Genomic DNA, 19,681 nt, shown 5'->3' with positions numbered 1-19,681 from the left:
GAGCGCCTCGTTATAGGCGGGCCAGTTCCGGGTCTTGTAGGCAGGAGGCGTAGGTCTGCTCATGCCGCCCAGCTACCATGCTGGATTCTCAAGATGAATCCCTCAGGCGATTTGTGCAACAGAGCCGTGAGACGACAAAAATGGGCGTCGTCGCGCCGCAGCTTTATGCCGATCTGGTGCTGCTGGATGCGGAACTGACCCTGGGCCTGCCGCCGGGCCAGACCGCCGCCACCGGGATTGACGCCATGGTCCATGCGATCGAGGCCTATACCTCGCGCCACAGGAAGAACCCGCTGTCGGACCTTTACGCGAGGGAGGCGCTGCGCCTTCTGGCCGCGAACCTCGTCACCGCCTGCGAAGATGGCGAGAGCCGCCCGGCCCGCGAGGCAATGCTTTACGGTGCCTGCCTTGCCGGCAAGGCCTTTGCAAACAGCCCGGTCGGGGCGGTCCACGCGCTGGCCTACCCTCTGGGCGGGCGCTATCACCTGCCGCACGGGCTGACCAATGCGCTGATGCTGGGGCCGGTCTTGCGTCACAACCTCTCCGCCGCCGCGCCCCTTTACAGCGAGCTCGGCAGGCTGCTGGATTTCGGCACGGATGCGGAAGGCTTCATCGCCGGGATGGAGGCGTTGATGGACCGTTCCGGCGCGCCGCGCCGGCTGCGCGATGTCGGCGTCAGCGAGGACAGCCTCACGGTTCTGGCCTCGGACGCGATGTTGCAGACCCGGCTTCTGGACAACAACCCGGTGCCGGTGAGTGAGGCCGATGCCTTGGCGCTTTACCGCGCCGCATTCTGACCCATCAGCAGCCTGTCGTGGCGGCGGATCTCTTCCATCAGGAAGGCGATCACCGCCCGCTCGCGCCGCATTTGCCGCGTATCGCGGTGACAGGTCAGCCAGTAGCCGCGCTTCAACGTGATCTCGGCGGGCAGAACCGGCACCAGATCCGCGCAGCCTTCGGCCATGTAACAAGGCAAAACGCAAAGCCCGACCGCCTGCCGTGCCGCCGTCATCTGACTGAAAATGCTGGAACTCTTGAACCCCGGCCGCAGGCCCGGATGCACCTCGCCCAAGTAATCCAGCCCGGTCGCAAACAGCATTTCCTCGATATAGCCAAGGAAAGGATGCTGGGGCAGATCGGCCCGCGCGCGGATCGGGCCATGCTGCGCCAGATAGCTTTGTGCCGCGTAGATCCGCAGATGATACTCGGCCATCAGTTCCGAACGGTAGCCGCCGCGCGTCACCGGATCGAGCGTCACCGTCAGATCGGCCTCGCGCCGCGACAGAGAGATGACCTGGGTCAGGGTGATCAGCTCCAGCGAAAGGCCGGGAAAGCGCGCAATGAATGCCGCAAGCATGTGCTCGCTGAAAAAATTCGAAAAACCCTCCGGCACGGCAAGGCGCAGGCTGCCTGTCAGCCCCTGGCCCGGCCCCTCCCCCGGGGTTATGCCGCCCGATGCCTCCTCCATCCGCTCAGCCGTTTCAACCAGACGGCGGCCGCTGGCGGTCAGCTCATATCCCCGCGCTGATCGCTCGAACAGCCGCTGGCGCAAAGCACCCTCCAGCCGGTCGATCCGCCGCGCCACTGTGACATGCGACGAGCCCAGCTGGCGCGCCGCCCCCGTCAGCTGACCATCTCTGGCCAGTGCAAGGAAGAACTGCATATCGTCCCAGTTGAACTGCGTCATGATGTTCATTTTCGTACAGACCCTGTAAGAAATCAATCAGCCTGAATGCCTTGTTTACTGGCAAATGATCACGCATCCTGACGACAGGATCCGGAGGAGGGTCTGCACAATTATGAACAATTCAAGGCCCCGGCTGCGGCCGCCTCCCTGATGGGAGAGCGCTGCCTGATGCTGGCCGCACCGGGGCAGCAGCAGGATGGGCATGTCAGTGGAAAGCTATGATTACATCGTGATCGGGGCGGGCAGCGCGGGCTGCGTGCTGGCAAACCGCCTCTCCGCCGATCCGAGGACCCGCGTTCTGCTGCTCGAGGCGGGCGGGCGCGACAATTACCACTGGATCCATATTCCGGTCGGCTACCTTTACTGCATCAACAACCCCCGCACCGACTGGCGTTTCCGCACCGAGGAGGAACCCGGCCTGAACGGGCGCGCGTTGCTTTACCCGCGCGGGCGGGTGCTCGGGGGCTGCTCGTCGATCAACGGCATGATCTATATGCGCGGCCAGGCGCTGGATTATGACGGCTGGGCGCAGGCAGGCTGCACCGGCTGGGGCTGGGCGGATGTGCTGCCGCTGTTCCGCGCCCAGGAGGATTACCACCTTGGCCCCAGCGAGGCGCATGGTTCGGGTGGCGAATGGCGGGTGGAAAAGGCGCGGCTGCATTGGGACGTGCTGGATGCCTTCCGCGATGCGGCGCTGGAATTCGGCATCCCGCGCAATGACGATTTCAACCGGGGCGACAATGAGGGCGCGGGCTATTTCGAGGTCAACCAGCGCAAGGGAGTCCGCTGGAACACCTCGAAAGCCTTCCTGCGCCCGGCCGCCGGGCGGCCCAATCTCCGGGTGCTGACCGGCGCCCAGGCTGAGCGTCTGATCATCGAAGACGGCGAAGTGCGGGGCGTCGTCTATCACCATCAGGGAAACCGCAAAGAGGCCCGCGCCGCGCGTGAGACGGTGCTTTCCGCCGGCGCCATCGGCTCGCCGCAGCTTCTGGAGCTGTCGGGCGTGGGGCGCGGGGATGTGCTGAACGCTGCCGGCATCGCGCCGGTGAAAGAGGTGGCGGGGATCGGTGAAAACCTGCAGGACCATCTGCAGCTGCGTCTGGTCTACAAGGTGCATGGCGTCCCGACGCTGAATGAAAAAGCCTCAAGCCTGTTCGGCAAGGCGGCGATCGGGCTGGAATACCTGCTCAAACGTTCCGGCCCGATGGCGATGGCGCCCAGCCAGCTGGGGATCTTCACCCGCTCGGGTCCGGAAAAGGCCAGCGCCGATCTGGAATGGCATGTGCAGCCGGTCAGCCTCGATAAATTCGGCGATCCGGTGCACCCTTTCCCGGCGATCACCGCCAGCGTCTGCAATCTGCGGCCCGAAAGCCGGGGATCCGTGCATGTGAAAAGCGCTGATTTCCGCAGCGCGCCCGCGATCCGCCCGAACTACCTATCGACAGAGGGCGACCGCGAGGTGGCGGCGCGCTCGATCCGGCTGACAAGGCAGATCGCGGCACAGCCAGCCTTTGCGCGCTTCAACCCGGAAGAGTTTCGCCCCGGTCCCGGCTTTGAAAGCCGCGACGATCTGATCCGGGCGGCGGGGGATATTGGCACCACGATCTTCCACCCCGCTGGTACCTGCCGCATGGGGGGCGATGAAGGCTCGGTGGTCGATCCGCGCCTGAAGATGCGCGCGCTTGGTCGGCTCAGGATTGCGGATGCCTCGGTCATGCCGTCGATCACCAGTGGCAATACCAATTCCCCGACCGTGATGATCGCCGAGAAAGCCGCGAGGATGATGCTGGAAGATGCGAAATCCTGAATGAACGGACCCCGGGGTCCTGATCCGGCGCGACGGTCCCTCGGGGTAGATCACGCTCAACCGTCCCGTCCGGCTGAAGGCGCCGACGCGATTTGGTGTGGTTTTGCGGGCGGCGTCCTTGCACGGGCGAACTGACCCGAGCTGATCCGCCAACTGGCGCAAAGCGGCGACCGGCGGCGCTGCCGGTCAGAGAAGCTCCGCCCCCGGAATTGCCCGCCCCCGGAACCAGATCGACCGTATGTTACGCAGCTCTCGCTTGCCGAGAAACGTCAGGCTCGGACCCGCGCCGCGCTTGCCGGACATGCCCCCTTGGCCATGGCGGCAACACTGGAGCTGATCAGGGCTGATGCAGCATCCGAGACACATTGGTTGCCAGATCCGATGCAAGCTGCTCACCCCGAAGTTGCTTCGGATAGCTGGCATTCTGAACTCTTTCCCGGATGTCATTTTTGCTCAGTCAAAATGACCGGAGGAACAAAGGCTGTGACGGGCGGATATTGAAGGACTGGCCCCGAAATCTCCACAAGGCAGGTCTGTGCGGCGCAGCCCTGCGACAGGGGAGAGGCCGCGATGTCGAGCGTCAGGACATTCGGATTTCCGTGCTTCTCCAGCCCGTCTTCGGCCCGCCCGTCATACCAGGCGCCGGTGGAAATCCGCGCCACACCTGGCAAGAGGTCGGCCGTCGGAACGGCAGCCGCAAGGCAGCGTCCCCGCGCATTGAACACCTCGACAATATCGCCGGCCGAAATCCCCCGCGCCTCCGCATCGGCCAGATTCATATAGACCGGCTCGCGCCCGCCGATCTTGCCGCGGGCGGAATGGATGCTTGGGTCAAGCTGGCTATGCAGCTTGCGCGCAGGCTGATCGGACAGAAGATGCAGCGGATAGCGCTTTGCCTTGGGCGACCCCAGCCACTCCACCGGTTCGCGCCAGACCGGATGCGGGGTGAAACCGGGCAGATCATAGCCCGCGATCCGGTCGCTGCTGATCTCGAACCGGCCGGTGGGCGTGGTCAGGGGATGCGCCTCGGGATCCGCGCGGAACCGCGAGAACATGGTCTGGCTTTTCGCCGCGAACTCCAGATCAACCAGCCCCTCTTCCCAGAAGCTGTCGAAATCGGGCAAAGGCACGCCACGGGCGCCCCATTTCTCGCGGCAACCCTCCCACATATGGCGCAGCCATTGCATCTCGTCCCGCCCCTCGGTGAAAAGCGCGCCCAGCGACAGCCGGTCTGCAAGGCCGGAAAAGATGTCATAGTCATTACGGGCGCCTTCGAAAGGCTCGGTCACCTTCCGCATGGCGACGAAATAGCCCTCCTGCGTGGCATAGCCGATATCGTTGCGCTCCATCGCAGTGGTGACGGGCAGCACGACATCGGCGAAGCGGGCGGTGGCGGTCCAGTAGGGTTCATGCACCACGATGCTGGCCGGTTTCTGCCAGGCCCGGATCAGGCGGTTCAGATCCTGATGGTGGTGGAAAGGATTGCCGCCCGCCCAATAGATCATGTGGATATCGGGATAGGTCAGGTGCCGCCCGGAATGGGTAAAGGGCGCACCGGGGTTCAGCAGCATATCGGCGATGCGGGCGCAGGGAATATAGGCCTCGACCGGGTTGCGGAACTGATCGAGCGACGGCCCCGAAAGCCGCCGGTGACGCGAGCCCATGGTGTTTGCAGGCCCATAGCCCACACCAAAGCCGCCGCCGGGCAGGCCGATCTGGCCCAGCATTGCTGCCAGCGTCACCAGCATCCAGAAGGGCTGCTCGCCATGATGGGCACGCTGCAGCGACCATTGGATGTTGAGCATGGTGCGGGTGCCCGCCATCTCGCGCGCCAGCGCCGCGATGCGGTCCGCCGGAATGCCGCAGATCGCCGATGCCCATGCCGGGCTTTTCGGCACCCCGTCGCTTTCCCCCGTCAGATAGGCCGCGAAACGGTCAAACCCCACGGTATAGCGGTCAAGGAAGGCGCGGTCATGCAGCCCGTCCGCCTGAAGCTGCCAGGCCAGCCCCAGCATCAGCGCAGTGTCGGTATGGGGCGGGATCGCCAGCCATTCGACCTCGGTCCCGGTCTCCAGATTGTCGCGGCAGGGGCCGACATTGACGAAACGCGTGCCGGCGCGGCCCATCTCCTGCAGGCCGACATGCACCCGGTGCTTTCCGGCAAGGCCCGGAGAAGACTGTGAATTCTTGCGTGGCACGCCCCCGAAGGTGACGAAAAGCCGGGTCTCTTCGGCCATCACATCCCAAGAGGTGTGATCCGCCATCAGATCCGCCATCGTGCCCGCGATCAGCGGCATGATCACATGTGCCGCGCCCAGCGAATAGCTTTCGGTATGGCGCACGTATCCGCCTGCCGCGTTCAGAAAGCGGTGAACCTGGCTTTGCGCATGGTTGAACCGACCGGCCGAGGCCCAGCCGTACGAGCCGCCAAAGATCGCCTCGTTGCCATGGGTCTTGCGCACCCGGTCCACCTCGGCGGCGACCAGATCCAGCGCCTTGTCCCAGCTGACCTCGACAAAGGGTTCACGCCCGCGCAGATGGGGCGCGGCCCCCGGCCCGTGCTCAAGCCAGCTTTTGCGCACCGAGGGCTGGCGTACACGGCATTTCAGCAAGCCGGGGTCAAGCTGATGCAAGCCGATTTCCGACGGATCGGGGTCGCCCTTCAGCGGGTGTATCGTGGGGTTTCCGGCGCTGTCCGGGCTGATCTCATAGATGCCCCAATGCGATGCGGTGTAACGTGCCATGCGTGCCTCGGTGCCGGTCAGGCGATGTTGGTTTGACGATACGGCTGGGGGATCAGCGATCTGTCAGGTCTTCGATGAAGAGCTCCGCACAGATCAGCACGGGGTTGAGGTTGCGCGCCGGGCGACCCCTCAGCAAACGCCCCTGTGCGTCAATCAGGATCATGGTCACATCGGCGCGTGGAGTGCCATCGCTGTTCGGAACGATCCGGCCTTCGGTGATCAGAAGTTCGGTGGGAATTTCTTCGACCACCGTGCCATCCTCGAAGACACCGCCCACGGTGCTGCCGATGCCACTGAGGATGCGGCCTTGCCGGATGCCATGACGCAGGGCGATCCGTTCAATCGCGGTGATGAAATCCTCATTCGGGCGGATATGTGCGGTTATGAAACGACCCTGCGCCGGGGTGACGCCGGTGGCAAAGGGGCGGAACAGGGTGAAGCGTGTCTCGGGATCGAATTCGGCCCGCATCACGGCCGCGCCGGTGCCGGTCAGTTCGGCCTCCAGCGGTTCGGCCAGAACAGTGTCGAGCGGCAGGATATGACCGCCGCACAACACCCCTGCCCCATCCCGCCACAGGGCGTGACAATGCAGGAACGGCCCGTCCTCGCGAAAGCCAAAGGTCGCGGTGGCGAATTCCAGCGTGAAGCCCTGTGCGGGCGCAAAGGTATCGCTGTAATAGGCCACATGCTCGGGCGAGCGGGCATAGGTCGGCATCACATAGCGCACCGGGTCCAGCCGCGCGCCGGTCAGGGTGACGGCCCCCGCCGTGATGCCCCTCTCGGCCGCCGCCGCGCCGACCGCTGCGGCAAGGCTTTGACCCGGCACCAGCCGGACCTTGTCCCGGATCAGCGGCCCGGCGAGGCTTTCGATCCGCTCACCCGTCGAGGGCCCCGCATGTGTCAGTCGCCGCGCCAGCGCCTCGGGCAACAGCCCCTCATTGCTCAGTTGCATCTTCATCTCCCCCTGGCCCGTCACCCTTATGCGCGCGAATGGCCGTTCCCGTTCAGCCCCGCAGGGCAGAAGCCCCCATTGTGGCAAAGGCCGCTTCAAGCTTCCGCGCCTCCGCCTGCAAAAGTTTGACGATCTGCGGCTGGCGCGCCTCGCCCAGCCGGTTTTCCATCGCGCCGATCGAGAGCGCGCCCAGCACCTCACCCTGCATCCCGCGCACCGCCACGCTGATAGCCCAGGCGGCAGAATGGAAAATTCCGCGATTGATCGCCCAGCCCCGGCGGCGTGTCTCGGCGATCAGCTCCCGCAGCAAGGGTTCGGTCAGCATCGGATAATGGTCACGATAGACCTCCAGATTGCCGGCGATGATTGCATCCGCTTCCGCCGGCGGCAGGGCTGCCAGAATGGCGATCCCATGCGCCGCCACCCCCAACGGGTGCTGTTGCCCGACATTCAGCACATGCGAGCGGAAGGGATGCACCCCCTCCACCCGCCGCAGGCAGATCGAGTTCATCCCCTGACGCAGCGAGAAGAAGGCAGTATCCTCGCTGCCCTCGGCCAGACGGCGCACCGCGGCATCCGCCATCGGATAGCGACCGAACCGCTCGGCCGCGATCACCCCGAAGACATAGGTCGAAACCCCCAGAAAATACCGCCGCGAGCTTTCTTCCTGTTCGACCAGCCCGGCACGGATCAGCGCGACCAGCAGCCTGCGGGTCGTCGCCTGATTGAGGCCGCTTTGCGCGACGATCTGCGCCAGACTGGCCCCCGCGCCCTGCGCCTCGGCCACAAGGCCCAGCACTTTCGTGGCGCGATCAATCGCCTGACTTCCGGTGGATTCCGCAGGATTTTTCATGTCTTCCCCAAGGGATATGAACAGTTAACTCCACATTATGAAGTACATTAAATCATAACATCATGTTTTTCAATATTTATTTTTATAAATAGATCGTTGATGGAATCTATTGCTCCATGTTATGAATTTTTACCGTCCATCGCCAGCCAGGTACGGAGGGGCACCTGGCGCGCTGCAAAAACGGACGGAACGCGACATCTCGCATTTTCCGCTGGGAGGAAACCATGCCTAAATCTAGCCGTCGCCAGTTTCTGGCGACCACCGGCGGCGTCATGCTTGCCGCTCCGTTCATCATGTCGGGCCGCGCCAATGCGGCAGAGTTCAATTACAAATTCGCCCATAACTTCCCGCTGGGCCACCCGCTTGCCAATCGGGTTCAGGAAGGCTGTGACCGCATCGCCGAGCAATCCGACGGGCGCGTCCAGATCGCCGTCTTCCCCAGCAACCAGCTTGGCTCGGACACCGATACGCTGAACCAGCTGCGTTCGGGCGCGGTGGAGTTCTTCACCCTTTCGGGCATCATCCTGTCGGCCCTTGTGCCGGTCGCGGCGATCAACGGGGTCGGCTTTGCCTTTGCCGATCACGACAAGGTGTGGGAGGCGATGGATGGCGAGGTCGGCGCCTCGGTCCGCAAGGCGATTTCTGACGCCCGCCTCTATGCCCTGCCCCGCATGTTCGACAACGGCTTCCGGCAGATCACCACCTCGACCAAAGCGATCGAAACGCCGGATGACCTGAAGGGGCTGAAGATCCGCGTGCCGGTCAGCCCGCTCTGGACGTCGATGTTTCAGGCGCTTGGCACCGCGCCGGCCAGCATCAACTGGAACGAGACCTATACCGCGCTGCAGACCGGCGTTGTCGATGCGCAGGAAAACCCCCTGTCGACCATTGATGTCGGCAAGCTTTACGAAGTGCAGAGCCATTGCTCGCTGACCAACCATATGTGGGACGGCTTCTGGCTCCTGTCGAATGCGCGGTCCTGGAATGCGCTGCCCGAGGATCTGCAGCAGATCGTCGAGACGAATTTCAGCCAGTCCGCCATGGATGAACGCGCCGATCTTGCGGTGCTGAACACCAATCTGCGCGCCAGCCTTGAAGAACATGGCCTTGCCTTCAACCAGCCCGACCCGGCTCCGATCCGCGAACTGCTGCGCAACGCCGGTTTCTACAACGAATGGCACGGCAAATTCGGCGATGAAGCCTGGGGCGCGCTGGAAGGTGTCGTCGGCCAGCTGACCTGATCAGAAGCCGGATATCACAGGATTGAGTCCGGCCCGAAGGCCGGATGAGACCGGGCCGGGGCATGGCGCCCCGGACCCACCTGTCCCCTTTTCACCGGGATGCGGGACAGGACATGGGGAGGAAAGAATGACTGCAACAGATCAGAATACCGCCGAAGTGATCGCCAGCATGAGCGAAGACATCCGGGACGGATCACCCCTGATGCGACCCATCGAGATCGTCGCGTCGCTGCTGCTGGTCACGGTTGTCGGGCTTTTGTTCGGCGGCGTGGTCTCGCGCTATGTCTTTGCCTATCCGGTGATCTGGATCGAAGAGGCGGCCTCGATCAGCTTTCTGTGGCTGGCCATGCTGGGATCGGCCATTGCGCTTGACCGCAACGAACATCTGCGGCTGACCATCGCGCTGAAAAAGCTGACGCCCGTGTGGCGCGACCGGCTTGAGGCGACATCGCTGATGGCCGTTGCGGCCTTTCTGATCGCCCTGCTGCCCTCGTCCGTCGAATATGCGATGGAGGAATGGTATATCACCTCGGCCGCGCTGCATATTCCGAACACCTGGCGCGTATCGGCGATCCCCTTCGGCTTTCTGCTGATGACCCTGCTGGTGCTGCAATACATGCTGCGCCATCACCGGCTGGCAGATATCGGTTTTGGTCTGGCCGTCGTCGGGGGGATCGGGGCCGCGATGTGGCTGGCAAGCCCGCTGCTGATCTCGATGGGCGCGGGATCCCTGCTGATCTTCCTGCTGCTGCTGGTGCCCGCCTGCCTTCTGGGCGGCGTTCCGATCGCCTTTTGCTTCGGCCTTGGCACGCTGACCTATCTGCTCTTTGGCAGCCATGTGCCGGTCTATGTGATGATGGGACGTATGGATGAGGGCATGTCCTCGATCATCCTGCTGTCGGTTCCGATCTTCGTGCTGCTCGGCTGCGTGCTGGATGCAACCGGCATGGGCAAGGCCATCGTCGACTTCCTCGGTTCGCTGATCGGGCATGTGAAGGCGGGCATGTCCTATGTGCTCTTGGGATCGCTGTTCATCGTCTCGGGGATTTCCGGCTCCAAGGTCTCGGATATGGCGACGGTCGCCCCGGCGCTGTTCCCCGAGATGAAACGGCGCGGCAACAAGCCGCCGGAGATGATCGCCCTGCTGGCGACCGGGGCCGCGATGGCCGATACCGTGCCGCCGTCCATTGTGCTGATCGTCTTGGGCTCGGTCGCCGGCGTCTCCATCGCGGGCCTCTTCACCAGTGGGATCGTGGTTGCGGCCGTTCTTTTGGCCGTGCTGATCGGTCTGGCCCGCTGGAAGGCCCGGCATGAGATCACCGGCAGCTTCCGCCGCGCGCCTTTCGCGATGATGATGAAGCTGATGGTGATCGCCGCCCCGGCGCTGGTGCTGCCATTCCTGATCCGCTCTTCCGTGGCCAGCGGCATCGCCACCGCAACCGAGGTTTCCACCATCGCCGTCCTCTATGCCATGGCCATCGGCATGGTGCTTTATGGCGGCATCAGCTGGAAGAAATTCTGCGACATGCTGCTGGAAACGGCCGCGCTGACCGGGGCGATCCTGATGATCCTTGGCACCGCGCTGGCGATGGCCTGGGTGATCACGCAGGCCGGTGTGGCGCAGTCTCTGGCGCAGATGATGCAGTCGCTGCCCGGTGGCTGGATCGGGTTCATGTTGGTCACCATCGTGATCTTCCTGATCCTCGGCTGTGTGCTGGAAGGTCTGCCCGCCATCGTGCTGATGGCACCGCTGATGTTCCCCATCGCCCGCTCTCTTGGCATCCATGACGTCCATTATGCGATGGTGGTCGTGGTCGCGATGAACATCGGCCTGATGGCGCCCCCTATCGGAGTGGGCTTCTACCTTGCCTGCAAGATCGGGGATGTGCCGCCGGATGAAGCTTTCCGCGCGATCTGGCCCTATATCTTCGCGCTGATCGGCGGCTTGCTGGTGATTGCAGCCTTCCCGATCATCTCCATCGGATTCCTGTGATGACCGAAGGCGTTTCCCGGACAGGCTCGCGCTTTACCGGCAAGCATGTCCTTGTCTTCGGGGCAGGTGCCCCGGATGACGGCTGGAGCAACGGCAAGGCCGCCGCCGTCGCCTATGGCCGTGAGGGGGCGCGGGTGGTCTGTATCGACCTGTCGCCCGAGGCGGCCGAGACTACCGCGGAGGCGATCCGGCATGCCGGAGGAGAAGCACTGGCCCTGACCGCCGATGTGACCGACAGCGCGTCGGTGGCAGCGGCAGTCGGTCAGGCGGTGGCGGCCTATGGCCCGCCTGCGGTGCTGCACAACAATGTCGGCGTCACCCATATGGGGGGCCCGGTCGAGCTGAGCGAAAAGGACTTCGAGGCCTCGGTCGCGCTGAACCTCGGCTCGGTCTATCGCACCTGCAAGGCGGTGATCCCGCATTTCGTGGCCGCAGGTGGCGGGGTGATCATCAACATCTCATCGCTGGCCGCGATCCGGTGGTCGGGCTACCCGTATTTCGCCTATTACGCCACCAAGGCGGCGGTCAATCAGGCCACCGTGGCACTGGCGATGCAATATGCGCGCCAGGGGATCCGCGCCAATTGCGTGCTGCCCGGCGCCATCGACACGCCGCTGATCTACCGCCAGATCGCCGGGCAATATGCCTCGGTCAAAGAGATGCAGGCCGCCCGCGCCCGTATGGTGCCGCTTGGCCGCATGGGCACCGCCTGGGACATTGCCGAAGCCGCGCTGTTTCTGGCTTCGGATCAGGCGCAGTTCATCACCGGGGTCTGCCTGCCGGTCGATGGCGGCCAGAGCTGTGCCATGCAGCCCCTGCCCTGATGGCGGCCCCCTGTCCATTCCGCCCCTCACCGCGTGACGGGCACAGACGATCTGAAGAGGAACCGATGTCACAGACCAACAGACTGCATAACTCCGATCTGGCCGAGCGCGCCTACCGCGTGCGCCGCAACGCGCTGATCATGGCCGAGGTGCAGGGCCAGGGCTATATCGCACAGGCGCTTGGCGTCTCGGATGTGCTGGCCGTCACCTATCTGCATGCCATGACCCACCGCCCCGAACAGCCGGAATGGGAAGGCCGCGACCGTTTTCTCCTGTCGGTCGGCCATTACGGCATCGCCCATTATGCCATCCTGACGGAGGCCGGCTATCTGCCCGAGGAAGAGCTGGTGACCTATGGCATGGATGACAGCCGCCTGCCGATGTCGGGTATGTATCACTATACCCCCGGCGCCGAGATGTCGGGCGGTTCCATCGGGCTTGGCCTGCCGATGGCAGTGGGCATGGGTCTGGGCCTCAAGCGCAAGGAAAACCCGGCCTTCGTCTATGCCTTCATGGGCGATGGAGAGCTGGCCGAGGGCCCGACCTGGGAAGCGGCGATCTCTGCCGCGCATTACAAGCTCGACAACATCATCGCGATTGTTGATTTCAACCGCATTCAGGCCGATGGCCCCTCGATGTCGGTGATGTCGACCGAGCCGCTGATCGAGAAATTCCAGGCCTTCGGTTTCCACGTCCAGCGGGTGAACGGCAATGACCTGCCCGCGCTGGTCGGGGCGTTTGACACCGCCCGCAACCATACCGGCGCGCAGCCGCGGATCATCATCTGCGACACGAAGCTGGGCAGCGGTGTCGATTTCCTTGAAGGCCGAGAGAAAAGCCATTTCGTCCGGCTGGAGGCCGATGACTGGAAACGTGCCCATGCGGCGCTGGATGCCTGGAGGGCAGCATGAACGTAGCAACCAACACCAAGACCGCGGCCCCGGTGCCGGCCATCATGTCCTCCTCGGTGGATGAGGGCTATCCGACCCGCATGGCCCCCTTCGGTCACAAGCTGGTGGAGCTGGCCCGCCACCGCCCGGAAATCGTCGGGATGAGTGCGGATCTGGCGAAATACACCGATATCCATATCTTCGCCCAGGCCTATCCCGACCGCTTCTACCAGATGGGCATGTCGGAACAGCTGATGGCCACCGCAGCGGGCGGGCTGGCGAAAGAGGGTTTCATTCCCTTTGCCACCACCTATGCGACCTTTGCCGCCCGGCGCTGCTATGACTTCATCAGCCAGGGCGTGGCCGAGCAGGACGCCAATGTGAAATTCGTGGGTGGCCTGCCGGGCCTGACCACGGGCTATGGCCCCAGCCATCAGGCGACCGATGACCTTGCGATCTTTCGCGCCATGCCGAACCTGACGGTGATCGACCCCTGCGATGCGGTGGATGTGGAACAGATGACCGAGGCCGTCGCCGATCACAAAGGCCCGGTCTATATGCGCATCCTGCGCGGCGCGGTGCCGGTGGTGCTGGACGAGTATAATTACCGCTTCCAGATCGGCAAAGCGGCGCTTTTGCGCGGCGGGCGCGATGTGCTGGTGATTTCCACCGGCTTCATGACGATGCGGGCGCTGGACGCGGCCAAGGATCTGCAAAAGGACAGCGTCGATGTGGCCGTCCTGCACGTCCCGACACTGAAACCCCTCGACGAAGTTGCAATCATCCGCGAGGCGCAACGCCCGGGGCGTCTGGTCGTTGTGGCCGAAAACCACTCCGAAATCGGTGGGCTGGGCGAAGCTGTTGCAGGCTGCCTGATGCGGGCGGGTGTGCATCCCGCAGGCTTTCGCCAGATCGCGCTGCCCGATGCCTTCCTTGACGCGGGCAGCCTGCCGGTCCTGCAGGACCGTTACGGCATCTCGCGTCGCGTGATGGGTGACAGCATCCGGCGCTGGCTCTGATGCCACGCTGCTTTCCCGCTTGCCTTGCGCGGTCCATGGCTGCGAAGGCTTGTGCGGGAAGAGGAGGCTGAACCATGTCCGCACAGATCATCGGCTGGGCGCATACGCGCTTTGGCAAAAGCGAGGCCCCCGACACCACCGCCCTGATGGCGGAGGTGATCGGGCCGGCTTTGGACCATGCCGGGATCGGCGCAGAGGATGTTGACGGCATCTTCTGCGGTGTGTGGAACAATGGCTTTCAGGCGCAGGATTTTCAGGCCGCCCTCGTGGGCATGGCATGCCCTGCGCTGGCCCGCGTGCCTGCGGTGCGGCTGGAAAACGCCTGCGCCACCGGCTCGGCCGCGCTGTTCGCGGCACTGGATTTCATTCAGGCCGGGCGCGGGCGCATCGCGCTGGTGCTGGGGGCGGAGAAGATGACCGCCATCCCCGGCGCCCGTGCCGGGGATATCCTGCTCGCCGCCTCCTGGATGGGCGAAGAGGCTGGGCCTGCGGGCTTTGCCGGAGTGTTTGCCCAGATCACGCAGGACTATTTCCGCCGCAACGGGGATCGCAGTCATGAAATGGCGATGATCGCGGCCAAGAACCATAGCAATGCCATGGCCAACCCGTTGGCGCATCTGCACAAGGACCTTGGCGTCGCGTTCTGCGATACGGTGTCGGACCTGAACCCGCTGGTGGCCGCGCCATTGCGCCGCAGCGATTGCGCGCCGCTTTCGGACGGGGCGGCGGCGCTGGTGATCGCCGATGCAGAGACCGCCGCCACGATGCAACGCGCCATCGCCTTTCGCGCCCGCATCCAGGCCAATGACGTGCTGGCCCTGTCGCACCGCGATCCGATTGCCTTTGACGGCCCACGCCGTGCCTGGGCTGAGGCGCTGAAAACCGCCGGGCTGACAGCGGTCACCGAGCTGGATCTGGTCGAGACCCATGACTGTTTCACCATCGCTGAGATGATCGAATATGAGGCGATGGGTCTGACGCCACCCGGCCGGGGCTGGACCGCGATACGCGAGGGCCGGGTGCTGATGGGGGCCGAGCTGCCGGTCAACCCCTCTGGCGGGCTGAAGGCGCGCGGCCATCCGATCGGCGCCACCGGGATTTCGATGCAGATCATGGCCGCCCAGCAACTGATGGACGAGGCCGGCGGCATGCAGGTGCCAGGTGCCACTCTGGCCGGGGTGATGAACATGGGGGGCGCTGCGGTGGCCAGCTATGTCTCGGTGCTGGAGCGCGTGAAATGAGCGTGATCCTTGCCAGCGAAAGGGTGATGAACCTTGCCGAATTCCTCAGCCAGACCCGTCGCCGCGACCCGGACGGTCTGGCGCTGGTCTGGGGCGGTCTGCGGCTGACATGGGCGGCTCTCGACGCGCGCGTCTCGGCGCTGGCGCTGCATCTGGCGCAGGATCACGGGGTGGAGCCCGGCGACCGGCTGCTGGTGCAATCCCCGAACTGCAACCAGCTTTTCGAGCTGATGTTCGCCTGCTTCCGCCTTGGCGCGGTTTATGTGCCGGTGAACTTCCGGCTGATGCCGCAGGATGTGGCAAAGCTCGCGCAAAGCTCCGGCGCGGTGGGCTTTGTCCATCACGGCGATTTCGCGGACCATGCCACGGCCTGCCGCGAAGCCGCCCCTGATCTGCGCTTCTCTATTGAGCTCAACGGGCAGGATGCCGGTCTCGAAGCCGGGATCACCGCGCATCTGGGGAACGCCTGTCCGAATGCGCCGGTGCTGCGCGATACGCCCTGCTGGCTCTTCTATACGTCGGGCACCACCGGGCTGCCGAAAGGGGCGATCCTGACGCATGGCCAGATGGCCTTTGTGATCAACAACCATCTTTGCGACCTGATGCCGGGCCTGCGGCATGGGGAAACTGCTCTGGTCGTCGCGCCCCTAAGCCACGGCGCCGGGGTGCATCATCTGGCGATGGTGGCGCGGGGCGTGACCTCGGTGCTGCCGGAAAGCCCGCGCCTTGACGCGGCAGAGATCTGGCAGCTGATCGCGGAATGGCGTGTCGTCACCATGTTCACCGTACCGACGATCCTGAAAATGATCGTCGAAGCCGACCCGGACCGCACCTTTGACGGCAGCGCCCTGCGCTTTGTGATCTATGCCGGCGCCCCGATGTATCGGGCCGACCAGATCCGCGCGCTTGACCGACTGGGGCCGGTGCTGGTGCAGTATTACGGGCTGGGCGAAGTGACGGGGGCAATCACCGTGCTGCCGCCGCATCTGCATTCCACCGGGCCCGATTTCCGCACGGGGACCTGCGGCCTGCCCCGCACCGGCATGCTGATCGAGGTGCAGGATGCCTTGGGCCAAACGCTCCCCCCGGGCGAGACAGGCGAAATCTGCGTGATCGGTCCCGCTGTCGTCGCAGGCTATCACGACAACCCCGCCGCCACCGATGCGGCCTTTCGGGATGGCTGGTTCCGCACCGGCGATCTGGGGCATATGGATGCCGAGGGCTATCTCTACCTGACCGACCGCGCCTCGGACATGTTCATCTCGGGCGGCTCCAACATCTATCCGCGCGAGATCGAAGAGAAGATTCTCGCCCTAGATCATGTCGCCGAATGCGCGGTGCTGGGCGTGCCGGATGCGCGATGGGGTGAGGCGGGCTTTGCCATTGTGGTGATGCGGCCCGGTGTGGCGCCGGATGAGGCGGCCCTGCGCGCGGCCCTCGCGGGCAGCCTCGCCAGCTACAAACTCCCCCGCCATATCCGGTTCTTCGAGGCTTTGCCGAAGACCGGCTATGGCAAGATTTCCAAAAAAGACCTGCGGCAGGAACTGCGGCGACGCGGATTTTTGCCCGAAGATCAGTGAAAGGACCGCCCATGCAGGGAAAAGTTGTTATCGTGACCGGGGGCGCTTCCGGCATCGGGCGCGCCGTGGTGGACCGCCTTTGCGCCGAAGGTGCGATTGCCGCCGTCTTCGACCTGCCAGGCCCGGGCCTTGAGGCAATGGCCGCCGAAGGCCTGACCGGGGTCGAGATCTTTCCTCTCGACATCACCGATGAGGCAGCGGTGACGGCGGCGGCGCTGGATCTGCGGCAGCGTCACGGTGCGGTGCATGGTGTGGTGAATTCAGCCGGGATCGCAACCGTCTGTCCTGCGATGGAGGTCGATGCAAAGACCTTTCGCCGCATCCTTGAAGTCAATGTGATCGGCTGCTTCATCGTCACCCGCGCGGCGGTGGCGCAGATGGCGGGCGACGGGGCGGTGGTCAATATCGCCTCGGTCTCGGGAATCCGCGGCAATGAGGGGCGGATGGCCTATGGCGCCTCGAAAGGCGCTGTGATCATGATGGGCAACTCCCTTTCCGTCGAGCTGGCCCCGCTGGGGGTCAGGGTCAACACGGTCGCGCCCGGGCCGGTCGATACACCCATGGTCGTCGCCCATCATTCGCAGGAAATGCGGGATGGCTGGCTCAACGCGCTGTCGATAAAGCGCTACGCTTTGCCCGAAGAGATTGCCGAGGCGACGCTCTTCCTGCTGGATGGCCGCAAATCCGGTTTCGTCACCGGCCATACGCTTGCGGTCGACGGCGGCTTCCTGTCGCGTGGAACGGTCAACCCATAAAGGGTCCGCACGGCCTGCCGGAAGCAAGTTGTATCTTCGCCGCATAGCACCGTTGCGGCGCACCACTTCAGGAAAACTTCTGGAGACGTTCCACGTCACGCGCTCCCGCGTCTCCTTTTCAGGAAATTCGGGGCGGTATAGCCGCAATCCGGGGCCAATCCAGCATGGACGCGGGACCCCGTGATCACCGGCACCGGCGGATCGTTCCGCTTGCCGAAGGCTTTCGTTGCCCGTCTTAACCTGAACTGATGCGGTGGATCCCCCACCCGAACGACACAACCTAACCGCGCGGCATCGGTTGCGAAGGCTGATGTGTCATCCATCCGCACTCGCCTGCCTGAATACATTGCTGGGCCGCCGGCGACAGCGTGACCGGCAGGCCTCTCAGCCCAGTCGTCGGGGGAGCCCCATTGCGCAGCCAGATTCGATGCCGCATGTTGGCCGGCATGGCGCATGTAATCCGGACCTCGGCGTGACCTGGGATATTCAGACATTGTTCCGCGGCCATGCGCGTCGTGTCACCCGTTCGCTGACCCGTCGGGGGGTTGCAGCGGATGTGGCAGAGGATCTGACGCAGGATGTCTTCTTGCGGATCCTGGAGAGGAACCGTCAGCAAACCATGGCACAATCCGGTGCGGATCCTGCGCCGCTTCTGTTTCGGGTTGCCCGTAATCTGATGATAGATCAGTGGCGGCGCGAAAAGGTGCTGCCGCAGGTGCCGCTTTTGCCCGGCGATCTGGACATGATCGCCGATCCGGCACCCCTGACGGAACAGCGGGTCTATGACCGCCAGCGGCTGGAACTGACGGCTAAGGCCTTGATGGCAATGCCTGAGCGGACGCGCCGCGCCTTTGAGCTTCACCGGATCGAGGGGCGCACGATCGCCGAGGTTTCGTCCGACCTGGGCGTTTCAACGAGCCGGGGCTGGGCCTTGATCCATGACGCCTATCGCCGCATTCGCAAGACCCTGAACGAGGGCTGAGATATGCCCGCGCCCGCCGGTGACGATCTGTTCGAAGAGGCGGTGACCCATGCGGTTCGCCTGCAGGCCAACCCGCAAAGTGACGCCGCGCTGAAGGCGCTGGCGGACTGGCGCGCCCGCAGCCCGGCGCATGAATCGGCCTGGACCGAGATCGCCGAAATCCACGGCATGACGGGGTCCCTGCTGGCGCCTGCGCCGCGCGGAACCGGGGTCACCCGGCGCAAGGCGATCGGGCTTGGCGTCCTGGGGCTTGGTCTGGCGGGCGGGGCGGGTGCGTTCGGCCCGGGGATGATCCTTGCGGCCAAGGCGGATCATCTGACCTCCACCGCCGAAATCCGCGACCACACCCTGCCGGATGGCAGCCTGGTCAGCCTTGGTCCAACCTCGGCCATTGCGCTGGATTTTGCGCCGGGGCGCCGCGGGATAAGCCTTCTGGCCGGCATGATCTGGTGCCGGATCGTGCCGGCGACAGATGCATTCCGGCTGACCTGCGGTGATACCCGGATCGACAGCACATCTGCCGAGTTGAGTCTGTCGCAGGAAGACGGCCTGATTTCTCTGGCGCTGGATCGTGGGCAGGCCCGCCTCTCCTCCGGCACGGATAGCGGAACGGAACTCGCCTCGGGTGATTGGGTGGAACTGAAGGCGAACGACCGGATCCTGCGCCGCATCGACCTGCCGGCGGCCGATGCCGCGGGCTGGCGCAAGGGGATCGTCACGGTCGATGCAGAGCCGCTGTCCGTCGTCGTGGCGCGGATCGCGCGCTGGCTGCCGGGGCGGGTGGTGATTGCCGATCCGGGGCTGGGGACCAAGCTGGTCAGCGGCGTGTTCGATATGACGAGACCGCGCGAGGCATTGCTGGCCGCCGTCAGCCCGCATGGCGCGGGGCTGCGCCAGATCACCCCATGGATGATCGTCGTCACCACGTTTTGACGGTGTCCGAAAATAAACCTCGCGGCGGGGGTGAAAATCCGCCCGGCTGTTTCGGGCGTTGTTGCGTTAATCGGATGGAGGCCAAGGTGACCCTTTCCCGCTCTGCGTTCAGCGAACGGCTGTGATCTCGGCGGTGCCGAGGGCGTTGTATCTGTTCATGATGGCGATGCGGATCTGGAT

At 64.5% G+C, this 19,681-nt stretch carries 16 protein-coding genes; 12 read left to right on the top strand and 4 right to left on the bottom strand.

Annotated features, from left to right (window positions below; all coding sequences use genetic code 11):
- The first annotated feature begins 140 nt into the window (after positions 1 to 140).
- The gene (locus tag ACO2Q5_RS23545) at positions 141 to 797 is read left to right on the top strand and encodes a hypothetical protein (protein WP_423295625.1); all 657 of its coding nucleotides are present in this window, start codon (positions 141 to 143) and stop codon (positions 795 to 797) included.
- On the opposite strand, the gene ACO2Q5_RS23540 is transcribed toward ACO2Q5_RS23545, so the two are convergent.
- Entirely contained in the window at positions 779 to 1,687 is a 909-nt protein-coding gene (locus ACO2Q5_RS23540) for a LysR family transcriptional regulator (protein WP_423295627.1), read from the bottom strand. The two genes, ACO2Q5_RS23545 and ACO2Q5_RS23540, sit on opposite strands and share 19 nt — an antisense overlap.
- Before the next feature lie 196 nt (positions 1,688 to 1,883).
- Between ACO2Q5_RS23540 and ACO2Q5_RS23535 the strand changes: the two genes are divergently transcribed.
- Positions 1,884 to 3,494 carry a GMC family oxidoreductase gene (locus ACO2Q5_RS23535; protein ID WP_423295623.1) on the top strand — a complete coding sequence of 537 codons (1,611 nt, stop codon included), beginning with the start codon at positions 1,884 to 1,886 and terminating at the stop codon, positions 3,492 to 3,494.
- Positions 3,495 to 3,937: 443 nt separating this feature from the next.
- Here the strand turns inward: ACO2Q5_RS23535 and ACO2Q5_RS23530 are convergent, their stop codons facing one another.
- Genes ACO2Q5_RS23530 through ACO2Q5_RS23520 form a run of 3 tightly spaced genes read right to left on the bottom strand, consistent with a single transcriptional unit; the run spans position 3,938 to position 8,043 of the window.
- Positions 3,938 to 6,238 carry a molybdopterin guanine dinucleotide-containing S/N-oxide reductase gene (locus ACO2Q5_RS23530; RefSeq protein WP_423295621.1) on the bottom strand — a complete coding sequence of 767 codons (2,301 nt, stop codon included), beginning with the start codon at positions 6,236 to 6,238 and terminating at the stop codon, positions 3,938 to 3,940.
- 52 nt (positions 6,239 to 6,290) lie between these two features.
- A complete protein-coding gene (locus tag ACO2Q5_RS23525; RefSeq protein ID WP_423295619.1) occupies positions 6,291 to 7,190 on the bottom strand; it encodes a PCC domain-containing protein in 900 nt (299 codons plus the stop codon).
- Positions 7,191 to 7,242: 52 nt separating this feature from the next.
- Positions 7,243 to 8,043 carry an IclR family transcriptional regulator gene (locus ACO2Q5_RS23520; RefSeq protein ID WP_423295617.1) on the bottom strand — a complete coding sequence of 267 codons (801 nt, stop codon included), beginning with the start codon at positions 8,041 to 8,043 and terminating at the stop codon, positions 7,243 to 7,245.
- A gap of 224 nt (positions 8,044 to 8,267) precedes the next feature.
- On the opposite strand from ACO2Q5_RS23520, the gene ACO2Q5_RS23515 reads away from it, so the two are divergent.
- The 10 genes from ACO2Q5_RS23515 (at position 8,268) to ACO2Q5_RS23470 (ending at position 19,501) form a co-directional block, all read left to right on the top strand.
- Complete coding sequence (locus tag ACO2Q5_RS23515) at positions 8,268 to 9,284, top strand: TRAP transporter substrate-binding protein (protein ID WP_423295615.1); 1,017 nt, start codon at positions 8,268 to 8,270, stop codon at positions 9,282 to 9,284.
- Positions 9,285 to 9,411: 127 nt separating this feature from the next.
- Positions 9,412 to 11,277, top strand: a complete 1,866-nt coding sequence (locus ACO2Q5_RS23510; RefSeq protein WP_423295613.1) for a TRAP transporter large permease subunit — start codon at positions 9,412 to 9,414, stop codon at positions 11,275 to 11,277.
- Entirely contained in the window at positions 11,277 to 12,101 is an 825-nt protein-coding gene (locus ACO2Q5_RS23505) for an SDR family NAD(P)-dependent oxidoreductase (protein ID WP_423295611.1), read from the top strand. Before ACO2Q5_RS23510 ends, ACO2Q5_RS23505 begins: the two co-directional genes overlap by 1 nt.
- Positions 12,102 to 12,166: 65 nt before the next feature.
- Positions 12,167 to 13,012 (top strand): transketolase, encoded by an 846-nt coding sequence (locus tag ACO2Q5_RS23500; protein ID WP_423295609.1) that lies wholly within the window; start codon positions 12,167 to 12,169, stop codon positions 13,010 to 13,012.
- Positions 13,009 to 14,010, top strand: a complete 1,002-nt coding sequence (locus ACO2Q5_RS23495; protein WP_423295607.1) for a transketolase family protein — start codon at positions 13,009 to 13,011, stop codon at positions 14,008 to 14,010. The genes ACO2Q5_RS23500 and ACO2Q5_RS23495 overlap by 4 nt, the downstream gene beginning before the upstream one ends.
- A 74-nt stretch (positions 14,011 to 14,084) precedes the next feature.
- On the top strand, positions 14,085 to 15,251 hold the full coding sequence (locus ACO2Q5_RS23490) for an acetyl-CoA acetyltransferase (RefSeq protein WP_423295605.1): 1,167 nt from the start codon (positions 14,085 to 14,087) through the stop codon (positions 15,249 to 15,251).
- A complete protein-coding gene (locus ACO2Q5_RS23485; protein WP_423295603.1) occupies positions 15,248 to 16,831 on the top strand; it encodes an acyl-CoA synthetase in 1,584 nt (527 codons plus the stop codon). Before ACO2Q5_RS23490 ends, ACO2Q5_RS23485 begins: the two co-directional genes overlap by 4 nt.
- Before the next feature lie 11 nt (positions 16,832 to 16,842).
- Entirely contained in the window at positions 16,843 to 17,586 is a 744-nt protein-coding gene (locus ACO2Q5_RS23480) for an SDR family NAD(P)-dependent oxidoreductase (protein WP_423295601.1), read from the top strand.
- Positions 17,587 to 18,058: 472 nt separating this feature from the next.
- Positions 18,059 to 18,568 carry an RNA polymerase sigma factor gene (locus ACO2Q5_RS23475; protein ID WP_423295599.1) on the top strand — a complete coding sequence of 170 codons (510 nt, stop codon included), beginning with the start codon at positions 18,059 to 18,061 and terminating at the stop codon, positions 18,566 to 18,568.
- A 3-nt stretch (positions 18,569 to 18,571) separates the two neighbouring features.
- Complete coding sequence (locus ACO2Q5_RS23470; RefSeq protein WP_423295597.1) at positions 18,572 to 19,501, top strand: FecR family protein; 930 nt, start codon at positions 18,572 to 18,574, stop codon at positions 19,499 to 19,501.
- The last annotated feature ends 180 nt before the right edge of the window (positions 19,502 to 19,681 follow it).

It is taken from the genome of Neotabrizicola sp. VNH66 (assembly GCF_049445895.1).
GTDB lineage: Bacteria > Pseudomonadota > Alphaproteobacteria > Rhodobacterales > Rhodobacteraceae > Pseudogemmobacter.
The sequence above is the reverse complement of the archived record's forward strand: the minus strand, read 5'-3'. Positions and strand labels throughout refer to the sequence as shown.

Bases quoted from the DNA above. Each gene is read 5' to 3' on its own strand.
- ACO2Q5_RS23520 (WP_423295617.1), bottom strand. From the start codon at position 8,043: ATGAAAAATCCTGCGGAATCCACCGGAAGTCAGGCGATTGATCGCGCC.
- ACO2Q5_RS23540 (WP_423295627.1), bottom strand. From the start codon at position 1,687: ATGACGCAGTTCAACTGGGACGATATGCAGTTCTTCCTTGCACTGGCC.
- ACO2Q5_RS23470 (WP_423295597.1), top strand. From the start codon at position 18,572: ATGCCCGCGCCCGCCGGTGACGATCTGTTCGAAGAGGCGGTGACCCAT.
- ACO2Q5_RS23495 (WP_423295607.1), top strand. From the start codon at position 13,009: ATGAACGTAGCAACCAACACCAAGACCGCGGCCCCGGTGCCGGCCATC.
- ACO2Q5_RS23515 (WP_423295615.1), top strand. From the start codon at position 8,268: ATGCCTAAATCTAGCCGTCGCCAGTTTCTGGCGACCACCGGCGGCGTC.
- ACO2Q5_RS23530 (WP_423295621.1), bottom strand. From the start codon at position 6,238: ATGGCACGTTACACCGCATCGCATTGGGGCATCTATGAGATCAGCCCG.
- ACO2Q5_RS23500 (WP_423295609.1), top strand. From the start codon at position 12,167: ATGTCACAGACCAACAGACTGCATAACTCCGATCTGGCCGAGCGCGCC.
- ACO2Q5_RS23510 (WP_423295613.1), top strand. From the start codon at position 9,412: ATGACTGCAACAGATCAGAATACCGCCGAAGTGATCGCCAGCATGAGC.
- ACO2Q5_RS23485 (WP_423295603.1), top strand. From the start codon at position 15,248: ATGAGCGTGATCCTTGCCAGCGAAAGGGTGATGAACCTTGCCGAATTC.
- ACO2Q5_RS23490 (WP_423295605.1), top strand. From the start codon at position 14,085: ATGTCCGCACAGATCATCGGCTGGGCGCATACGCGCTTTGGCAAAAGC.
- ACO2Q5_RS23545 (WP_423295625.1), top strand. From the start codon at position 141: ATGGGCGTCGTCGCGCCGCAGCTTTATGCCGATCTGGTGCTGCTGGAT.
- ACO2Q5_RS23535 (WP_423295623.1), top strand. From the start codon at position 1,884: ATGGGCATGTCAGTGGAAAGCTATGATTACATCGTGATCGGGGCGGGC.
- ACO2Q5_RS23480 (WP_423295601.1), top strand. From the start codon at position 16,843: ATGCAGGGAAAAGTTGTTATCGTGACCGGGGGCGCTTCCGGCATCGGG.
- ACO2Q5_RS23505 (WP_423295611.1), top strand. From the start codon at position 11,277: ATGACCGAAGGCGTTTCCCGGACAGGCTCGCGCTTTACCGGCAAGCAT.
- ACO2Q5_RS23525 (WP_423295619.1), bottom strand. From the start codon at position 7,190: ATGCAACTGAGCAATGAGGGGCTGTTGCCCGAGGCGCTGGCGCGGCGA.